Here is a 15,298-nt window from a genome sequence, read left to right on the forward strand (position 1 = left end):
AGTAAATTTAATAATTTACCAAAAATCAGTTTTACCTTTTCAAAAAACGGGAACTGTAAAACTAACCTTGAAATGAGGGCATGCTCAATAAACCCCATTTCTCCCTTTTTTAAAAAAGGTGTGTTATTTATGCTAGCCAGCCAATTGGACCGGGGCCTTTCACATTTTTTCGGCCAATGCTGGCTAGAATTTTGAGTAAATCTTTTATAGCCGTTCGCCAGCCTGGTGCTGCGCGTGCTTGCCATAAACCCCATAATTGTTCGCTCACTTCTCTCATCGCAATTTGCTCACTAAGAATCATCCGTTTTTCCTCCCAAAAATAAATGCGTAGCTGGTATGTCATAAGCACACTTATTAGTAAAGTGATCAACTCTGCATACAGGTGACATTGCCATCCTTTCCAACTTCATTTCTCGATACTGAGCCACTTTCATATCAGATTTCCAAGACTTGAAGAGAAGTTCAATTTGCCAGCGATAACGATACAGTTCAAAAATTTCTGAAGCAGGGACTTTTATAGGTAAATTAGTCACATGAATGGAAACATCGGAAAGGTCCCTAGATTTTTGTTTAATCTTTCCTGGTTTTGTCTGACTGCGCCTATTAATCCGTTTTTCCTGACGTCTCTGTTCTTTAGCTGTCATGCGGTAGATATACAGGGGAAATGATATTGCTTCCTTTTTTGAAACTGAAATTCCAATGAATTTAAAACGTCAATTAAAAAATTGGATCGAACTCTACTCGCCAATGATGTTTGAGTTATTACGAAGATTAGAGGGAGAAATTTCAAATGGTTTAAGTAGGGCATTTGAAGAGCAACTACAAGTGAAATCTGGGATCCATATGCCCATGTCAAAAGAATATGGGGATTTGACGTTTAAGGTGGAAAAGCCTTCTGATTCCTTGGTTACTTCTGGGGTGATTGTTGGGGGGGCAAGTCAATTTTATTGACGCTTGGTGCACCGATGTTCATGCCCATAATTGGGATGGCTGGGCTACCCTTCATACAGAAAAAACTCCTGCAAAAACAGCTTGAAGACTTAAAACCTAAATTGTTAGCGGACTTAACAATAAAGTTGCAAGAGGTGCATTTTCGATTCTATAAAGAAGTTGAGAATTATGTGGTTTCTTCGATTTCCCATATAGAAAATGAAACAAATCTAGTCTTTCAAAATAAAAGTGAAATGCATGAACAAGCACTTTTACAAAAGTTAGATCAATTACACAAAGGAGTTACTACAGAGGAAGAAACGCAAGTAAAGTATAGAGAGGCACTTTTGCAATTAGAGAATCAACAAAAATTATTAAGATAGGAGGCAGTTGGTCTTGAATGATCCAAATGTTTTTTCGAATGATGAATCAAGTTCCTTAATGCAAAGTTTTGATGATGTTTTTCAAATAGAACAGCCGGCAGTTCCGCTGCTATCACCCGCGGAATATTTTAGTCAGCATGTGCATTCTACAAACGGCCAAAACGAAGTCGTTTTTAATCATCCTGATCCTTTATCACAAATTGGTAAGTACAGTATACCAACTTGTAATCTGCATACAGTAGATCCACACTATGTGAAGCCATACGTAAAAGCGGATGGTACCTTGTAGATGGATATTGGCGCGGGGGTGAAGGGGGTTATTTACGCTCCAATCCCGATCACACCACATTCAATAATTTGGGGAAATAAAATGAGATTCCATACATGGATGGAAGTAGAGCTTTTTAGTGTGAAATAATGCGATGTACGGAAAGGTGTAGAGGAGCCGCAAAGCCATCTACACCTTTCTTACTTCCACTGTACTAATATGGGAACCTTCCATAGCCTGGACTTTGAATTGGTATCCGTCTGCTTCAATAATATCTCCTTCGTGTAAGTCATATTTTTGTGTCAATAACCAGCCGCCGATTGTATCTACCTCATCTTCAAGTAGGTGAATATTTAGTATGTCATTTACTTCCTCTATAAGTAGTTTTGCTTCAAAGACATAATGGTCCTCGGCAATTTCACGGATTTCTGGGAGCTCATCTGAATCAAATTCATCGCGAATTTCTCCCACAATTTCTTCAAGAATATCTTCTACTGTAATAATACCAGCTGTCCCACCATACTCATCTAGCAAAACAGCCATATGAGTTCTTTCCTTTTGCATTTTCACTAAAAGGCTTTGGATAGGGATTGTTTCGATTACTCGAATGATTGGTTTCACATAAGCTGTAATGGGCTCATCACCGAGACAATCTCCATGTATACAGTCGGTCAGAAATTCTTTTACATTGACGAGGCCAATGATGGAATCTTTATCTCCATCAATTACTGGATACCTGGTAAATCTTTCGTGCCTGATTGTTTCCAGAATTTCCTCAATTGAAGCAGACCTTTCAATTGTATAAACTTCCACCCTAGGCACCATAATTTCCTTGGCAATGCGATTGTCAAATTCAAAAATTTTATTAACATAACGATATTCTGACTGATTAATTTCACCACTTTTTAGACTTTCTGAAAGGATAATTCGCAACTCCTCTTCAGAATGGGCAATTTCGTTTTCTGAGGAATGTTTAAAGCCAAATAATTTTACAATAAATCTGGCTGAATGATTAAGAATCCAGATAAAGGGATACATAATTTTGTAAAAAAAGATGAGTGGAGCTGAAACGGCTATGGCAACCTGCTCCGCTTTTTGAATTGCGATCGTTTTGGGAGCTAATTCTCCTACTACAACATTGAAAAAAGTAACAATAGTAAATGCTAGAACAAACGAAATGATCTTTACAAAGGAATCGGCAATCGGTAATTTTTCGAATATAGGCTTAAATAATGCCTGCACTGTAGGCTCACCAAGCCATCCTAAACCAAGAGCTGCAACAGTTATACCAAGTTGGGTAGCAGATAAATAACCATCTAAATTGGCTAAAAGTTTTTTTGTTGTAATTGCCCGAGAATTACCTTCAGCAATTAATTGATCAATTCTAGAACTTCGGACTTTTACAATGGCAAATTCAGAGGCAACGAAGAATGCAGTTAAAGCAATTAGTAAAATGACAAGAAAAATATTTAAAAAAAGCAATGGAGTATCTTGCCTCAAGCTAAACTACTTAAAGCAAGATTTCACCTCCTCAGATTTAAAGTTAATAGCTTCATCTTCAATCGTGTGCGGGACGTAGCCCAACGATAAGGTGAAGATGAATTTCGGTTGGCGTAAGCCAAAGTTACTTACTATTCATAAAAATATGATATAATAAGTACAAGCGTTCTTTGATAACGGGATATATAGGGTCGCACAGAATCAAATATAAGAAAACCAAGTTGTCCTTCTGTGCGTAAAATATCCAAGGTAACGAAAGAACCTCTGAAACTGTCGGATATCTACCGCTGGAACGGCGGGAAGCAACGCACAGGGAGATGGAAGGTTGCTTTCATCGTGGAACGGAGAAGCTCCCACTTCAAATTATCATTAGAAAATTAAGTGGTGAGTAGTTCACTTTCTCTTACTTTACCCAAAATAGGGGACTTCAATCATAGAAGGAAATAATTTGTAACGTGAATACTTTATTTTTTCTCCTTTACTTCGTCTTGCATTGGTTTATACATTATCTTCTTCTGTAATTCTAAAAACTTGATACATATTTGTAATGTAGGTATGTATTCCTATTATGATATAATAAGGATCAGCTAAAACAGGTATGATAATAGTTCATCTATGGGGATGGGGGTTGTTTTTTGAATAATCCTATAAAAAATCAAAATATCATTTATATTCATATGAACGACTCCGATCGTTTTGTTATATCATCGGGAATTACTTTCTCTGATTTTATTGATGGAATTCCCTTGGATTTGCCAAATCTCTTGTTAATTCGCCACAAATTTGAAGAATGTCATTTCAATATGCATTTACTCCTTGAATATGTAGATGAGGAAATATTGAAAAAGCTCGCGACAGATGATGTGCAAGGTTATGGAGATTTCTGTTGGTTAGATTTCTCAGAAGAGGAATATCTTAACCAGTTAAGTGGACAGGAAATAGCTGAAATTTTATACTTGGGCCATTTTAAGGATCATCTAAAACAACCCTTTTATCGGAAGCTTCAGAACCAATTTGTCTATTTGACTGGGGACGATGGCTGGTTGAATAAGACGTATTATCAATCTTGGGAGCCTTTTTATTCTATGTTAGGGGCCGTGATTTCTCGGAAAATAACCAATCAACGTGAGATATCATTTTTAAATTTCCGTAAGAAGAAAATTGTACCTGCGATTCCCGGGAAAATCCTCCGATCCTTTACAAATGATATGAAAGAGGGATTAGTCATCTCAATTGAAAAGGCAAATAGAAATCGGTCAGTCATTGAGATACCACTTTGGATTGTAGGAGATTTTTATGACATGGATTCAATGGCAACAGAATTTGAATATTTAGCGGAGCACCAACGGCCTGATGGTAAAATTGTTTTAGATCGAAAAACAGGAGAATGGCAAGCACTGACCCAAATGCAAGTGTTAGCTTAAAGGATCTTCAGAACATGTGGAACTACTTAAAGTGGCTCCACATTTTTTTGCGGCATTTTAACGGTACGCTTCGAAAAAACGCCCATATACTACTAAGGTAGGTTCAACCAAACGGGAAAACGTCGGATTTCTTTATTTGCTTGTTAAGTTACCAAAATAGCCACCACTCAGTGAGCTTTTGGAGTTACATTATTATGGAAACTCACATTTGGAAAGGAATCTCTTTCCAAATGTGTGACACAGAAGCCATATATTTAGGCTGGAAATTGTAACATCTATGTACCGAAGGCGTCTCGTTTTTATACATGAACAATTAGAAAGTGTTTAGATTCCATAGTCATCCGTGGTAAAATAGATGACATATGTAAATGATGGAGGATTTTTTGATGAAAATTAATCTTTGTTTATTATACGGTGGTAAATCAGCAGAACATGAAGTTTCTCTTCAAACAGCAAAAGCAGTGATTCAAGCTTTAGATACAGAAAAGTTTGCTATTCATCCAATCTTTATTACAAAGGAAGGAGAATGGCGCAAGGGACCTGAACTCTTGGAGCCAGTTGAAACGATCAAAGAACTTCAGTTTGAACAAACTGAAGGAATTGGAGCTAATGCTCTATCCACAATACTTTCTACTAATGACAGTCAAACATTTGATGTCGTGTTCCCATTATTGCATGGGCCAAATGGAGAAGATGGTACAGTCCAAGGAATGCTTGAGTTGTTAAACCTTCCTTATGTTGGAAATGGTGTACTTTCATCTTCGGCAGGTATGGATAAAGTGATTATGAAAAATTTGTTTGCCCAAGAAGGTTTAGATCAAGTCAACTATACTTGGTTTACAAAAAGCATATGGGAAGCTTCACCAGAACGTTGTTATGAGCAGGTAGAACAAGAAATTGGTTACCCATGTTTTATCAAACCAGCGAATCTTGGTTCAAGTGTTGGAATAAGTAAAAGTGAAAATCGAGAAGAATTACAAAAGGCTTTCACCGAAGCTTTCCAGTATGATCGAAGAATTATTGTAGAAGAAGGCGTCACAGCAAGGGAAATTGAAGTAGGGTTACTTGGTAATGATTTTCCAGAATGCTCTGTTGCTGGTGAAATTGCCCCTAAGAGTGAATTTTATGATTACAAAGCCAAATATTCTGATGGAGACACTGATTTAATTATTCCGGCGGATATCTCTGCCGAACAATATACAGAAATACGCAATATGGCAACGAGAGCTTTCCAAGCTTTAGACTGTGCAGGTCTTGTACGGGCAGATTTCTTCATTACAAATGAAGGAAGAACATTAATCAATGAAGTGAACACTATGCCTGGTTTCACTCCAGTCAGTATGTTCCCGCTTCTATGGAAACATACAGATCTTGATTACCCAACACTTATCGAGCGCCTCGTCCATCTTGCGCTAGAACGTCATAAGGAAAAACAAAACATCATCCATACATTTGAATGAATGTGAAAAGCGGAAGGCGGTTACCTAGGGGATAATATAGGAAGAACAGCTACGTTCGAGCGGCTAATAGCGCCACTTCCTAGTGGCAACGCCGATGAACTGAGATCCTGCGAGCTTTTTATGAAGGAAGAACAATTAAGTTCTAGAATCAGGAAGGGGAAATATTCCCTCATACGGTTAGATTTGCGACTAACAATGTTCATACTACTATGAGATGAAAATAAATTAGCAGCTGTCCTAGCATTTATAAAGATTAGGGCAGCTGTGCTTTATTGGAGGGATCTATATGATACACCGAACAGTGGAACAATTGGCTACTATGTTAAAGATAGAAAATGATGTAACAAAATATAAGGAACATACTATCCAGGGGATTGCCTTTGATACCCGTATGATTAAAGCAGGAAATCTCTTTATTCCGTTAAAAGGGGAAAAAGCGGATGGCCATCAATATGTTGATAATGCGATTGCCAAGGGGGCTGGAGCTGTTTTATGGCAAAAGGATATGCCCTATCCCCCTGAGGACATTCCTGTTTTGGTCGTAGAGGACACCTTAGTTGCCTTACAAGAATTGGCCCATGCTTATCGAAAACAATTACCAGTTAAAGTGCTTGGAATTACAGGTAGTAACGGGAAAACAACAACAAAGGATATTGCAGCAGCTGTCTTCTCACAAAAGTATCGGGTACATAAAACAGATGGGAATTTTAATAACCATATTGGTCTCCCTTATACTTTGCTTCATATGGCAGAAGACACTGAAATTGCTATTCTTGAAATGGGAATGAGTAGTAAAGGAGAGATCTCACTCCTTTCTAAAATAGCCGAACCAGATGTGGCGATTATTACGAATATCGGCGAAGCTCATTTACAGGATTTAGGCTCACGAGAGGCGATTTCAGAAGCGAAATTTGAAATTGTGGATGGTCTTGCCGAAAATGGTTTATTAATTATTCCAGGTGAAGAGCCACTTTTACAAGAAAAAGTAAGCATTGTTCAAGGAATTCGTACACAAACATTTGGAGAAACTTCCATTAATGATGTGTATCCAGAAAAAATTCATTTAGATGAAAAAGGAAACGAATTTACATTAAAGGGTAAGGAATTTTTTCTGCCAATTTCCGGCAAACATAATGTGATGAATGCTCTAGCGGTTATCAGTGCAGCAAAAGAATTTACAATTTCTGATGACGCAATTAAGGCAGGATTAAAAAAAGTTAAAATATCCAATATGAGGATGGAATGGCATAAGGGAATAAAGGGGACGAAGATTTTAAATGATGCTTATAATGCCAGCCCGACATCTATGCGTGCTGTGTTATCGATGTTTGTGACAATAGGAGATCAACACAACCGAATTGTCGTTCTAGGAGATATGCTAGAGCTTGGAGAACAGGAAAAGGATTATCATCTTGAAATTGGGATGGAATTGAGCCCGGAAACAATAAAATATGTCTTTACTTATGGAAAGCTTGGCAAATACATTGCCGAAGGAGCTCGTGAACATTTTCCAAAAGATAGAGTATTTGACTTTATGGAGAAAAATGAATTAATTAAAACACTAACGGAAAAAATAGAAGGGAATGAATATATTCTCTTTAAAGCATCACGTGGAGCGAAATTAGAGGAAATGATTGAAACTATAGAAAAATAACCTTTTTATTGTTAATATAGAAGTTTCGCCTCATGTAAAATTGTATTCATTAACATTTAATGATAAAATTATCACCATCGTTTACAATTTTTTGCATTGAACCATGTTCTTAAGGATGTTTTATGGCAAAGGGACTGGGAAATAAAGTAGTGAGACAGAATTGTCTCAATTTGAAGGAATCAAAGGAGATTGAGAAGCATTGACGAAGTTTGCAGATTTGAATATAAGCCCAGCGCTTTTAAAAGCAGTTAATAGAATGGGCTTTGAGGAAGCAACACCAATACAAGCAAAGACCATTCCATTAAGCATGCAAGGAAAAGACTTAATAGGGCAGGCGCAAACTGGTACAGGAAAGACGGCGGCATTCGGAATTCCATTGATCGAAAAGATCGATGTAAGAAGTTCGCATGTGCAAGGAATTATTATTGCCCCTACTAGGGAGCTTGCTATACAAGTATCAGAAGAATTATTTAAAATTGGGAAAGATGCACGTGCACGCGTACTAGCGGTTTACGGTGGATCAGATATCCAACGCCAAATTCGTGCATTAAAGAAAGGTCCCCATATTATTGTGGGAACTCCAGGACGTATCTTGGATCATATTAAGCGTAAAACGTTGAAGTTAGATCAAGTTCATACACTTGTTTTGGACGAAGCAGATGAAATGCTTAATATGGGATTTATTGACGATATCGAATCAATTTTGGAAAGTGTTCCAGATGAAAGGCAAACTTTGCTATTCTCTGCAACCATGCCTACTCCGATTCGCAAAATCGCTGAACGTTTCATGAAATCCCCAGAAACAGTCCGTGTCGAAGCAAAAGAAATGACTGTTCCATTGATTGAGCAATATTTCGTGAAAGTCCATGAAAGAGAAAAATTTGATGTTCTAGCTCGCTTGATTGATGTGCAATCCCCTGAGCTTGCTATTGTTTTTGGTCGTACAAAACGCCGCGTAGATGAGTTATCGAATGCTCTAACACTTAGAGGGTATGCAGCAGAAGGTATCCACGGTGACCTTAGCCAAGCAAAACGTTTGTCCGTTCTTAGAAAGTTTAAAGAAGGAAAAATCGATGTGCTTGTTGCGACTGATGTAGCTGCACGTGGATTGGATATTTCTGGTGTTACCCATGTATATAACTATGATATTCCACAAGATCCTGAAAGTTACGTCCATCGAATTGGTCGGACTGGACGCGCTGGAAAAGAAGGTATGGCGATTACTTTTGTTAGCCCGCGTGAAATGGGTTATCTACGAATTGTGGAACAAACAACTAAAAAACGGATGCAACCAATGCGCCCACCAACTTGGGATGAAGCATTAGAAGGTCAGCAACGCATGACCATGGAAAAAATAGAAGCAGTGATTAAAGAAGGCAATCTTGATGAATATAAAGCAGTTGCCAATGAACTTCTTACTGAATATCAAGACGCTGTGACGATCGTGGCAGCAGCATTAAAAACTATTACAAAAGAGCCTGATAAAACACCAGTTCACATTACGGAAGAAAGACCTCTTCCTTCCAAACGTGACTCTTATCGTGGTGGCGGTGGTGGCGGAAATCGCAACCGTCGTGGAAAATCAAGTTCACAATCCTATAAAGGCAACCGCAAGCCTCAACGTAGAAGCGGCCGCCGGTAATAGGAAAAGCGAAAGGCGGTTGCCTAGGGGCGACAGGCAAATGTTCCTGAACCTGGAAAGGGGTGAATTTCCCCTTGATAGGTTCAGGGTTATTTGACCCCGAGCCCCTACCGCCTGCAGCTGGACAACGAAAAGCGGAGACGACTATTTAGCTGCGTACAAACTTTTTAGGGACCTGACGAGATAAAGGAAACACCATGAGCTTGAAAAGCGAATGGATGTTGACTTATCGTAGGAAGGTACCGAAAGTTTGCTAGCAGCTAGGAGTCGGAGCTGGACAACGAAAAGCGGAGACGACTGTCCAGCGACGTACAAATTTTTCAAAGGATGAACGGCTAAAGGCGTGCCGTCCCTGGCACAACGCCGCTCTGACCTACATCCTGTAGGCCTCGCTAAAAATAGTAAGCGATCAAAAATAAATCACAGTCCTCTGTGCCTAGTAATGATAAAAAAGCAATCGGGCCGATCCGATTGCTTTTTTATTGTATAGCACGAAGAATTCAAAATAGTGTATACCTTAAATAATTTGAAACTATATTATATGAGGAAACGTATATCTAATGTAAATGACTAAGGAGGTTGGACGGATGAGTGGGGAACAACCAGCAAAGCGAATTTCTGCACGTGGGTTAAAAGTATGGCGGATCACAGGAGCTATTTATTCTATTATTATATTAATTGTTGTTCTAGGAGCAGGAGTCGCCTTTTACTTTTTAGAATGGCCGCTTTGGATTGTTTATATTGCGGCTGGGATTGTTGTAGTATTAACAATATTAAATATTTTTACGATCCCAACAATTAGATGGCGACGTTGGCGGTATGAGGTGAGAGAGCAGGAGATTGAATTGCAACACGGCATTTTTATTATTACTCGCACTTTAGTCCCTATGGTTAGAGTTCAGCATGTAGACACGACACAAGGGCCTTTGCTTCGTAAATATGATTTAGCCACAATTCAAATCTCAACCGCAGCGACACAGCATGAAATTCCAGCTGTTGATTTACAGGAGGCAGAAGAGATGCGACATGCGATCTCACGCCTGGCAAGGGTGGCGGAAGATGATGTCTGAACCAAAACGACTCCACCCAATTATGATCCTATTGACCATCATAAAAAGTATTAAGGATGTCATTGTGCCTATAGCTGTTTACTTTTTCATCTTTTTCTTTAAAGATTCATATGAAAATGAGTGGTTACGTTGGAGTCCATATTTGTTCATTGCTCTCTTACTTTTATTCATTTTTGGAACAAGTTTTATCAAATGGATTCGTTATACATATCGAATTGAAAATAATGAATTAAGAATTGAGCATGGCCTATTTGTAAAGAAGAAACGATATATTCCATTTGAAAGAATTCAAAGTCTTGATTTCTCCGAAACTATCTTGCATCGGCCACTTGGTTTAGTGAAAGTGACTGTAGAAACGGCAGCAGGAGGGGCGGACGAGGCAGAGGCTGACATGACAGCCATTAAAAAAGAAGAGGCAACAGCAATTAGAAAGATGATTGCAGAAGCAAAATCGTTAGGAAAGCTTCCAGAGGAGAAAGCGGAAACGGAAGCAGAGGGAAAGAATAAAAATAAAGAGGTTTTATATAAAATCACTCGCAAACAGTTATTGTTCTTTGCCTCAACGTCAGGAAGAGCAGGAGTTATCATTGCAGCAATTGTTGCATTCGCTGGGCAATTCTCGGACATAATTCCCTTTGATGAGATCTTTAATGAAATGGCTCACATTGTAAAAACAGGATTTCTTCTTATAAGCTTAGCTGTACTTGCTGCATTATTCATTGCATGGCTTCTATCAGTTGCTTGGGCATATTTAAAATATAATGATTTTACCTTACGTTTAGTCGATGACGAACTAGTAATTACCCGTGGACTTTTAGAAAAAAGAACGACTACCATTCCAGTTCATCGTATTCAAGCCTTGAGAGTCTCGGAAAGTCTCTTCAGGCAACCGTTTGGATATGCGAGTGTTTCGGTTGAATACGCTGGCGGATCGATCATAGATGAAAATAAAGCAGATGATATGTTAATACCCATTGTAAAGAAAAGTGAGATTGCACGATTATTACAGAATGGGCTTCCTGAATATATTTTCCTAGAGGAATATCATTCAGCACCTAAGCGAGCTCAAAGACGGTATTTCTTTGTTAAAATGGTGATGATGACATTAATCACGATTGGTTTATCAATCTGGTTATGGCCCTATGGCCTTTTGGCTGTTCTATTAATCGGACTCATGTGGGGATGGGGAGTATTACAGTATCGTTCGGCCGCCTGGAAATTAACAGGGCATCAGCTTATTTTACGATATAGAGACATTCAGCAACATACTGTCTACTTGCAAAAGAACCGCATCCAATCAGTGGATTACTCTGTAAATTGGTTCCAAAAACGAGCTCAATTAGCAACAATTGGAACCTTCGTGATGAGTAGAGGTGGGGGTGTCGCCGCTGTGAAACATTTGGAAGAGGAAGATGCACGAAAAATATATGAATGGTATTTGCCGAACCAACAGCAGAGGGATGAGGCAAAAATGGAGGACCCGGAAGGATAGTAGAGGCTGTCAGCGAAATTGCTGACAGCCTTTCTAAAAGGATAGGGAAGTATAAAATTCGGCTAATATTGGTTTTAGTTCTAGTGCGCCGCAACTAGTAAACTTCAGTGCTTGCTACGGACACTTCTAAATTCTTAGTCTTGTCCAGCTCTAGGTCCTTGGTCAGTCTAAAAGACCCGAATGAAAAGTGAGAGCCACTTTCCTTATCTTAAATGTTTGTTTATTGTATGGCTATGAGCTTAGACTGGGGACATGTGATCCAATCTTCGCTTTGTGTAGGTGATTATAAGGCATCATGCTATTAAAAGCGAATCGGTCGAAAATGAAGAAGGATGCGGCCGATTAGCAGCCCACTAATTAAGCCGAAAATATGCCCAGTTATATTCACATTTGGGGTAAAAAAAGTCATGATCACACTAATTAAAGCAATCGGTAGAATCACTTGTTTTCCCTGTTTAGGCATGTATTCCTTTTTAAATAAAATAATCGCTAAATAAACTCCAAATAAACCAAAAATTGCTCCACTGGCACCAATATGGACATAATTAGGTGGATGGATTAATAAAGTGGCTAGGTTCGCGCCAATTCCACTGAACAAATAAACAATAATAAAATGGAATTTACCTAAAGCTTTTTCAAGTGCAGGCCCAAACAACACGAGTGAAAAGGAATTAAATAATAGATGGGAAAAATTGACATGCACAATAATTGGCGTAACTAAGCGCCACCATTCCCCGTCACGAATAAATAAGTTTACTCCAGCCAAGGACTCAAATAATAAGTTTCCTGGAAAGATAGGAATATTGAACATTAAAAACAAAATAATTTGAATCGCTATGATCGCTGAAATAATCGGATATAATTTTAAAAATTGCTTAAAGTTTTCAGTTCTAACGAACATGTTTTATAGCTCCTTTCCAATTAAGGAAACCTTGTATTTATATCGAATATGAACATTAGATACGACTGTAAGTGTTAGCAACACCTCGAACTTTATATGCTCATGGTCAGAGATGCATCGCTAGCGGATATGGGACGTCACATTGTACCTTTATTCTTAGCATAAAGCATGGAAGAAAATAGAACAACTTTTGTACTATACATACGCTATAGCTAATATTTTTAGAAGAGAGGGAAAGAAATGATCAAGGGCATTGGTCTAGATATTGTGGAAATAAATAGGATAGAAGCAGTGTCTAAAAGACAGAATAAACTCCCATTCAGAGTTTTGACGGAAGCAGAGAGGGAAATTTATTTCGCGTTGGGGGAAATAAGAAAGGTAGAATTTCTCGCTGGTCGTTTTGCAGCTAAGGAGGCTTATGCAAAGGCAAGGGGGACGGGGATTGGTTCTCAACTTTCATTTTTAGATATTGAAATTCTCCCTGATACTCTTGGAAAACCACAAATTAGGAAACCACTATTTGGAAAAGCCCATCTTTCTATTACACATACTGAACAATATGCGGCAGCTCAAGTAATTATTGAGGATTAAAGGAGAGAAGTCATCATGCTTACTCAAACGAATTATGGGCCAGTAGCTCATAAACTTGCATTTCAATCCTTCAAAAATTCAAAGTCTACTTGTCTTTAGTACTTTGGGATATCTAGTTTAGGGGCAACGGAATTTAACCCTCAGTTGATATAAGGAAAGGGTTACGGGATGTGGAATCGATAAGCCTCATGCCATTAAGTCGTCCAGTTATAAAACAGGGCATATGGTTTTCTTAAAATATAGGTCTAATCTCTAAACTTGTCTCATATATTTTTAATGCGTTGGGAGAGATGAATGTTGTCTGTGGAATGATGGCCACACCTGAGCGGATCGGTCGCAAAGATTAACAGTGTGAAGATCAATGGTTTCATAGCAATCTTCTCTCTTCTTTTCATGGTGTAAGTAGGTGTAAAAATGGGCTAGTGATTAGACTAGCTCCAGCGCCTAGCCCCGAGAAGCTCACAAAGGATGTGAGTTCATCGGCGTTGCCACAGGACGTGGCGATCTTAGTCGATGTTCCACCAAATAACCTGAGCCAATAAAAGTCAAAAACGGACTTTTCTTGTCTCAGAACATTTGCTTGTCGGAGGGCAACAGGATGTTGGTCAGAAAGGCGTTGCGCCAGGACGGCGCGAACTTAGCCTTTCTTCTTACATCAAGGCGCCTACGCTTTTCTTATGGTCAAATAGGACAAGAAGGGGTTGAAAGAATGAGAAAGGGGTTTTGGATATTAGGGTTAATGCTTATGTCAATTGTGGTCCTCTCGGCCTGTGGAGCTAAATCACAGGAAGATGTCACAGCATCCTTAAATAAAAAAGTTGGAGAATTAAAAGGATATAAAGCTGAGGCAAAAATGACTTTAACAGTTGGCGATGAGCCTCAAACCTATGATATCGAAGTTTGGCACGCAAAGCCGGGAAATTATCGCGTTCATTTAAAAAATGCTAACAAAGATCAAAGTCAAATGATTTTGCGCAATAAAAATGGCGTGTTTGTTTTAACTCCGGCATTGAACAAGAGCTATCGTTTTCAAAGTGAATGGCCTGAAAATAGTAGCCAAGCTTATTTATTTGAATCACTTGTGAAAGACATTATGGAAGACAAAGAAGCAGGCTTTAAGGCTGGTAAGGATCAGTTTGTTTTTCAGACAAAAACGCGCTACCAGAATAGCAAGATGCTGCCTTCTCAAGAAATTACTTTGAAGAAAGGGACATTAGAGCCAGTTAGTGTCAAGGTTTTAGACCATAATGAAAGTCCTGTTGTCACGGTTGAGTTTTCAAAATTTGAGTTTGATGCCAAGTTTGATTCTAATGCCTTTGACACAAAGAAAAACATGACTAGCGCGCAGTTGGATATCCCTGTACTCAAAAATGTAAGTAATGATGACAATGAAGACTTTGCTGTGAAATATTCTATGGCAGAAATCCCTGGTGTGGAGCTTCAGGATGAAACAGAGATGACAACTGAAAATGGAAAAAGGGTCATTTTAACATATGCCGGTGAGGATAAATCCTTTACAATCTTCCAAGAGGCTTCTGAAATTAACCCAACATCTTCCATGGAGGTCATTCCTGTAAGTGGTGAAATGGTTGATTTCGGATTTTCTGTCGGTGCGATGACAGAAGGATCGATCAGTTGGACAGATCAAGGTGTCGATTATTTGCTCGTATCAAATGATTTAACGCCTGAAGAAATGCTAATGGTAGCCAAATCGGTGCAAGGTGGAGCGGTAAAATAATAAAAGCTTCCTTCATTTTTCAAGAATAATTGCGGACAGACCTTTTTATAGGTCTGTCTTTTTGGTGGAAAAGGGGCGGAGCTACGCTAAATGCTTTCTATTCATCACGGAATGTGTGAAATGCTGAAATGACCCATAGTCATGAAACTAAATGGCTTACACTTTCTTTTACACAAATAATAAATTTTTTACTGTATAAACTCCAGTGTTTTTTAGTTGCTAGTAGGCTTACTCTCCCAAAAATT

The 15,298-nt window shown here is 38.6% G+C and carries 15 protein-coding genes; 11 read left to right on the forward strand and 4 right to left on the reverse strand.

What is annotated here, in order from left to right; genetic code table 11:
• Nucleotides 1-127: 127 nt before the first annotated feature.
• Nucleotides 128-301 carry a hypothetical protein gene (locus J2Z23_RS04890; protein ID WP_165589564.1) on the reverse strand — a complete coding sequence of 58 codons (174 nt, stop codon included), beginning with the start codon at nt 299-301 and terminating at the stop codon, nt 128-130.
• Nucleotides 291-644, reverse strand: a complete 354-nt coding sequence (locus J2Z23_RS04895) for a transposase (protein ID WP_209973371.1) — start codon at nt 642-644, stop codon at nt 291-293. The genes J2Z23_RS04890 and J2Z23_RS04895 overlap by 11 nt, the downstream gene beginning before the upstream one ends.
• 55 nt (nt 645-699) lie before the next feature.
• Here J2Z23_RS04895 and J2Z23_RS04900 point away from each other — a divergent pair, with 55 nt between their 5' ends.
• Genes J2Z23_RS04900 through J2Z23_RS04910 form a run of 3 tightly spaced genes read left to right on the forward strand, consistent with a single transcriptional unit; the run spans nt 700 to nt 1,602 of the window.
• Complete coding sequence (locus J2Z23_RS04900) at nt 700-951, forward strand: hypothetical protein (protein WP_209973373.1); 252 nt, start codon at nt 700-702, stop codon at nt 949-951.
• A complete protein-coding gene (locus tag J2Z23_RS04905; RefSeq protein WP_064467519.1) occupies nt 948-1,313 on the forward strand; it encodes a hypothetical protein in 366 nt (121 codons plus the stop codon). Before J2Z23_RS04900 ends, J2Z23_RS04905 begins: the two co-directional genes overlap by 4 nt.
• Before the next feature lie 13 nt (nt 1,314-1,326).
• Entirely contained in the window at nt 1,327-1,602 is a 276-nt protein-coding gene (locus tag J2Z23_RS04910) for a hypothetical protein (protein WP_064467520.1), read from the forward strand.
• Nucleotides 1,603-1,770: 168 nt separating this feature from the next.
• On the opposite strand, the gene J2Z23_RS04915 is transcribed toward J2Z23_RS04910, so the two are convergent.
• Nucleotides 1,771-3,063, reverse strand: coding sequence for a hemolysin family protein (locus tag J2Z23_RS04915; RefSeq protein WP_057982039.1), 1,293 nt, complete (start codon nt 3,061-3,063; stop codon nt 1,771-1,773).
• Between the two features lie 653 nt (nt 3,064-3,716).
• Here J2Z23_RS04915 and J2Z23_RS04920 point away from each other — a divergent pair.
• The 6 genes from J2Z23_RS04920 (at nt 3,717) to J2Z23_RS04945 (ending at nt 11,823) form a co-directional block, all read left to right on the forward strand.
• The gene (locus tag J2Z23_RS04920; RefSeq protein WP_238456051.1) at nt 3,717-4,505 is read left to right on the forward strand and encodes a hypothetical protein; all 789 of its coding nucleotides are present in this window, start codon (nt 3,717-3,719) and stop codon (nt 4,503-4,505) included.
• 386 nt (nt 4,506-4,891) lie between these two features.
• Nucleotides 4,892-5,965, forward strand: coding sequence for a D-alanine--D-alanine ligase (locus tag J2Z23_RS04925; protein WP_064467521.1), 1,074 nt, complete (start codon nt 4,892-4,894; stop codon nt 5,963-5,965).
• A gap of 286 nt (nt 5,966-6,251) precedes the next feature.
• The gene (locus tag J2Z23_RS04930) at nt 6,252-7,619 is read left to right on the forward strand and encodes a UDP-N-acetylmuramoyl-tripeptide--D-alanyl-D-alanine ligase (protein WP_057981988.1); all 1,368 of its coding nucleotides are present in this window, start codon (nt 6,252-6,254) and stop codon (nt 7,617-7,619) included.
• A gap of 199 nt (nt 7,620-7,818) precedes the next feature.
• Nucleotides 7,819-9,261, forward strand: coding sequence for a degradosome RNA helicase CshA (gene cshA, locus J2Z23_RS04935; RefSeq protein WP_209973375.1), 1,443 nt, complete (start codon nt 7,819-7,821; stop codon nt 9,259-9,261).
• A gap of 587 nt (nt 9,262-9,848) precedes the next feature.
• Complete coding sequence (locus J2Z23_RS04940; RefSeq protein ID WP_057981992.1) at nt 9,849-10,331, forward strand: PH domain-containing protein; 483 nt, start codon at nt 9,849-9,851, stop codon at nt 10,329-10,331.
• Nucleotides 10,324-11,823, forward strand: coding sequence for a PH domain-containing protein (locus J2Z23_RS04945; RefSeq protein WP_057981993.1), 1,500 nt, complete (start codon nt 10,324-10,326; stop codon nt 11,821-11,823). The genes J2Z23_RS04940 and J2Z23_RS04945 overlap by 8 nt, the downstream gene beginning before the upstream one ends.
• A gap of 301 nt (nt 11,824-12,124) precedes the next feature.
• On the opposite strand, the gene J2Z23_RS04950 is transcribed toward J2Z23_RS04945, so the two are convergent.
• Complete coding sequence (locus J2Z23_RS04950; RefSeq protein WP_057981995.1) at nt 12,125-12,724, reverse strand: rhomboid family intramembrane serine protease; 600 nt, start codon at nt 12,722-12,724, stop codon at nt 12,125-12,127.
• 240 nt (nt 12,725-12,964) lie between these two features.
• On the opposite strand from J2Z23_RS04950, the gene acpS reads away from it, so the two are divergent.
• Entirely contained in the window at nt 12,965-13,315 is a 351-nt protein-coding gene (acpS, locus tag J2Z23_RS04955; RefSeq protein WP_057981997.1) for a holo-ACP synthase, read from the forward strand.
• 709 nt (nt 13,316-14,024) lie between these two features.
• Nucleotides 14,025-15,053: a LolA family protein gene (locus J2Z23_RS04960; protein ID WP_057982043.1), complete on the forward strand. Its 1,029-nt coding sequence runs from the start codon at nt 14,025-14,027 to the stop codon at nt 15,051-15,053.
• Nucleotides 15,054-15,298 lie beyond the last annotated feature (245 nt).

Source organism: Lederbergia galactosidilytica (assembly GCF_017873565.1).
Classification (GTDB): Bacteria; Bacillota; Bacilli; order Bacillales; family Bacillaceae_C; genus Lederbergia; species Lederbergia galactosidilytica.

What these genes read in the sequence shown, in the direction of transcription:
- J2Z23_RS04890 (WP_165589564.1), bottom strand. Translation starts at nt 301, where the DNA reads ATGATTCTTAGTGAGCAAATTGCGATGAGAGAAGTGAGCGAACAATTA.
- J2Z23_RS04895 (WP_209973371.1), bottom strand. Translation starts at nt 644, where the DNA reads ATGACAGCTAAAGAACAGAGACGTCAGGAAAAACGGATTAATAGGCGC.
- J2Z23_RS04900 (WP_209973373.1), top strand. Translation starts at nt 700, where the DNA reads ATGAATTTAAAACGTCAATTAAAAAATTGGATCGAACTCTACTCGCCA.
- J2Z23_RS04925 (WP_064467521.1), top strand. Translation starts at nt 4,892, where the DNA reads ATGAAAATTAATCTTTGTTTATTATACGGTGGTAAATCAGCAGAACAT.
- J2Z23_RS04930 (WP_057981988.1), top strand. Translation starts at nt 6,252, where the DNA reads ATGATACACCGAACAGTGGAACAATTGGCTACTATGTTAAAGATAGAA.
- J2Z23_RS04940 (WP_057981992.1), top strand. Translation starts at nt 9,849, where the DNA reads ATGAGTGGGGAACAACCAGCAAAGCGAATTTCTGCACGTGGGTTAAAA.
- J2Z23_RS04945 (WP_057981993.1), top strand. Translation starts at nt 10,324, where the DNA reads ATGTCTGAACCAAAACGACTCCACCCAATTATGATCCTATTGACCATC.
- J2Z23_RS04950 (WP_057981995.1), bottom strand. Translation starts at nt 12,724, where the DNA reads ATGTTCGTTAGAACTGAAAACTTTAAGCAATTTTTAAAATTATATCCG.
- acpS (WP_057981997.1), top strand. Translation starts at nt 12,965, where the DNA reads ATGATCAAGGGCATTGGTCTAGATATTGTGGAAATAAATAGGATAGAA.
- J2Z23_RS04960 (WP_057982043.1), top strand. Translation starts at nt 14,025, where the DNA reads ATGAGAAAGGGGTTTTGGATATTAGGGTTAATGCTTATGTCAATTGTG.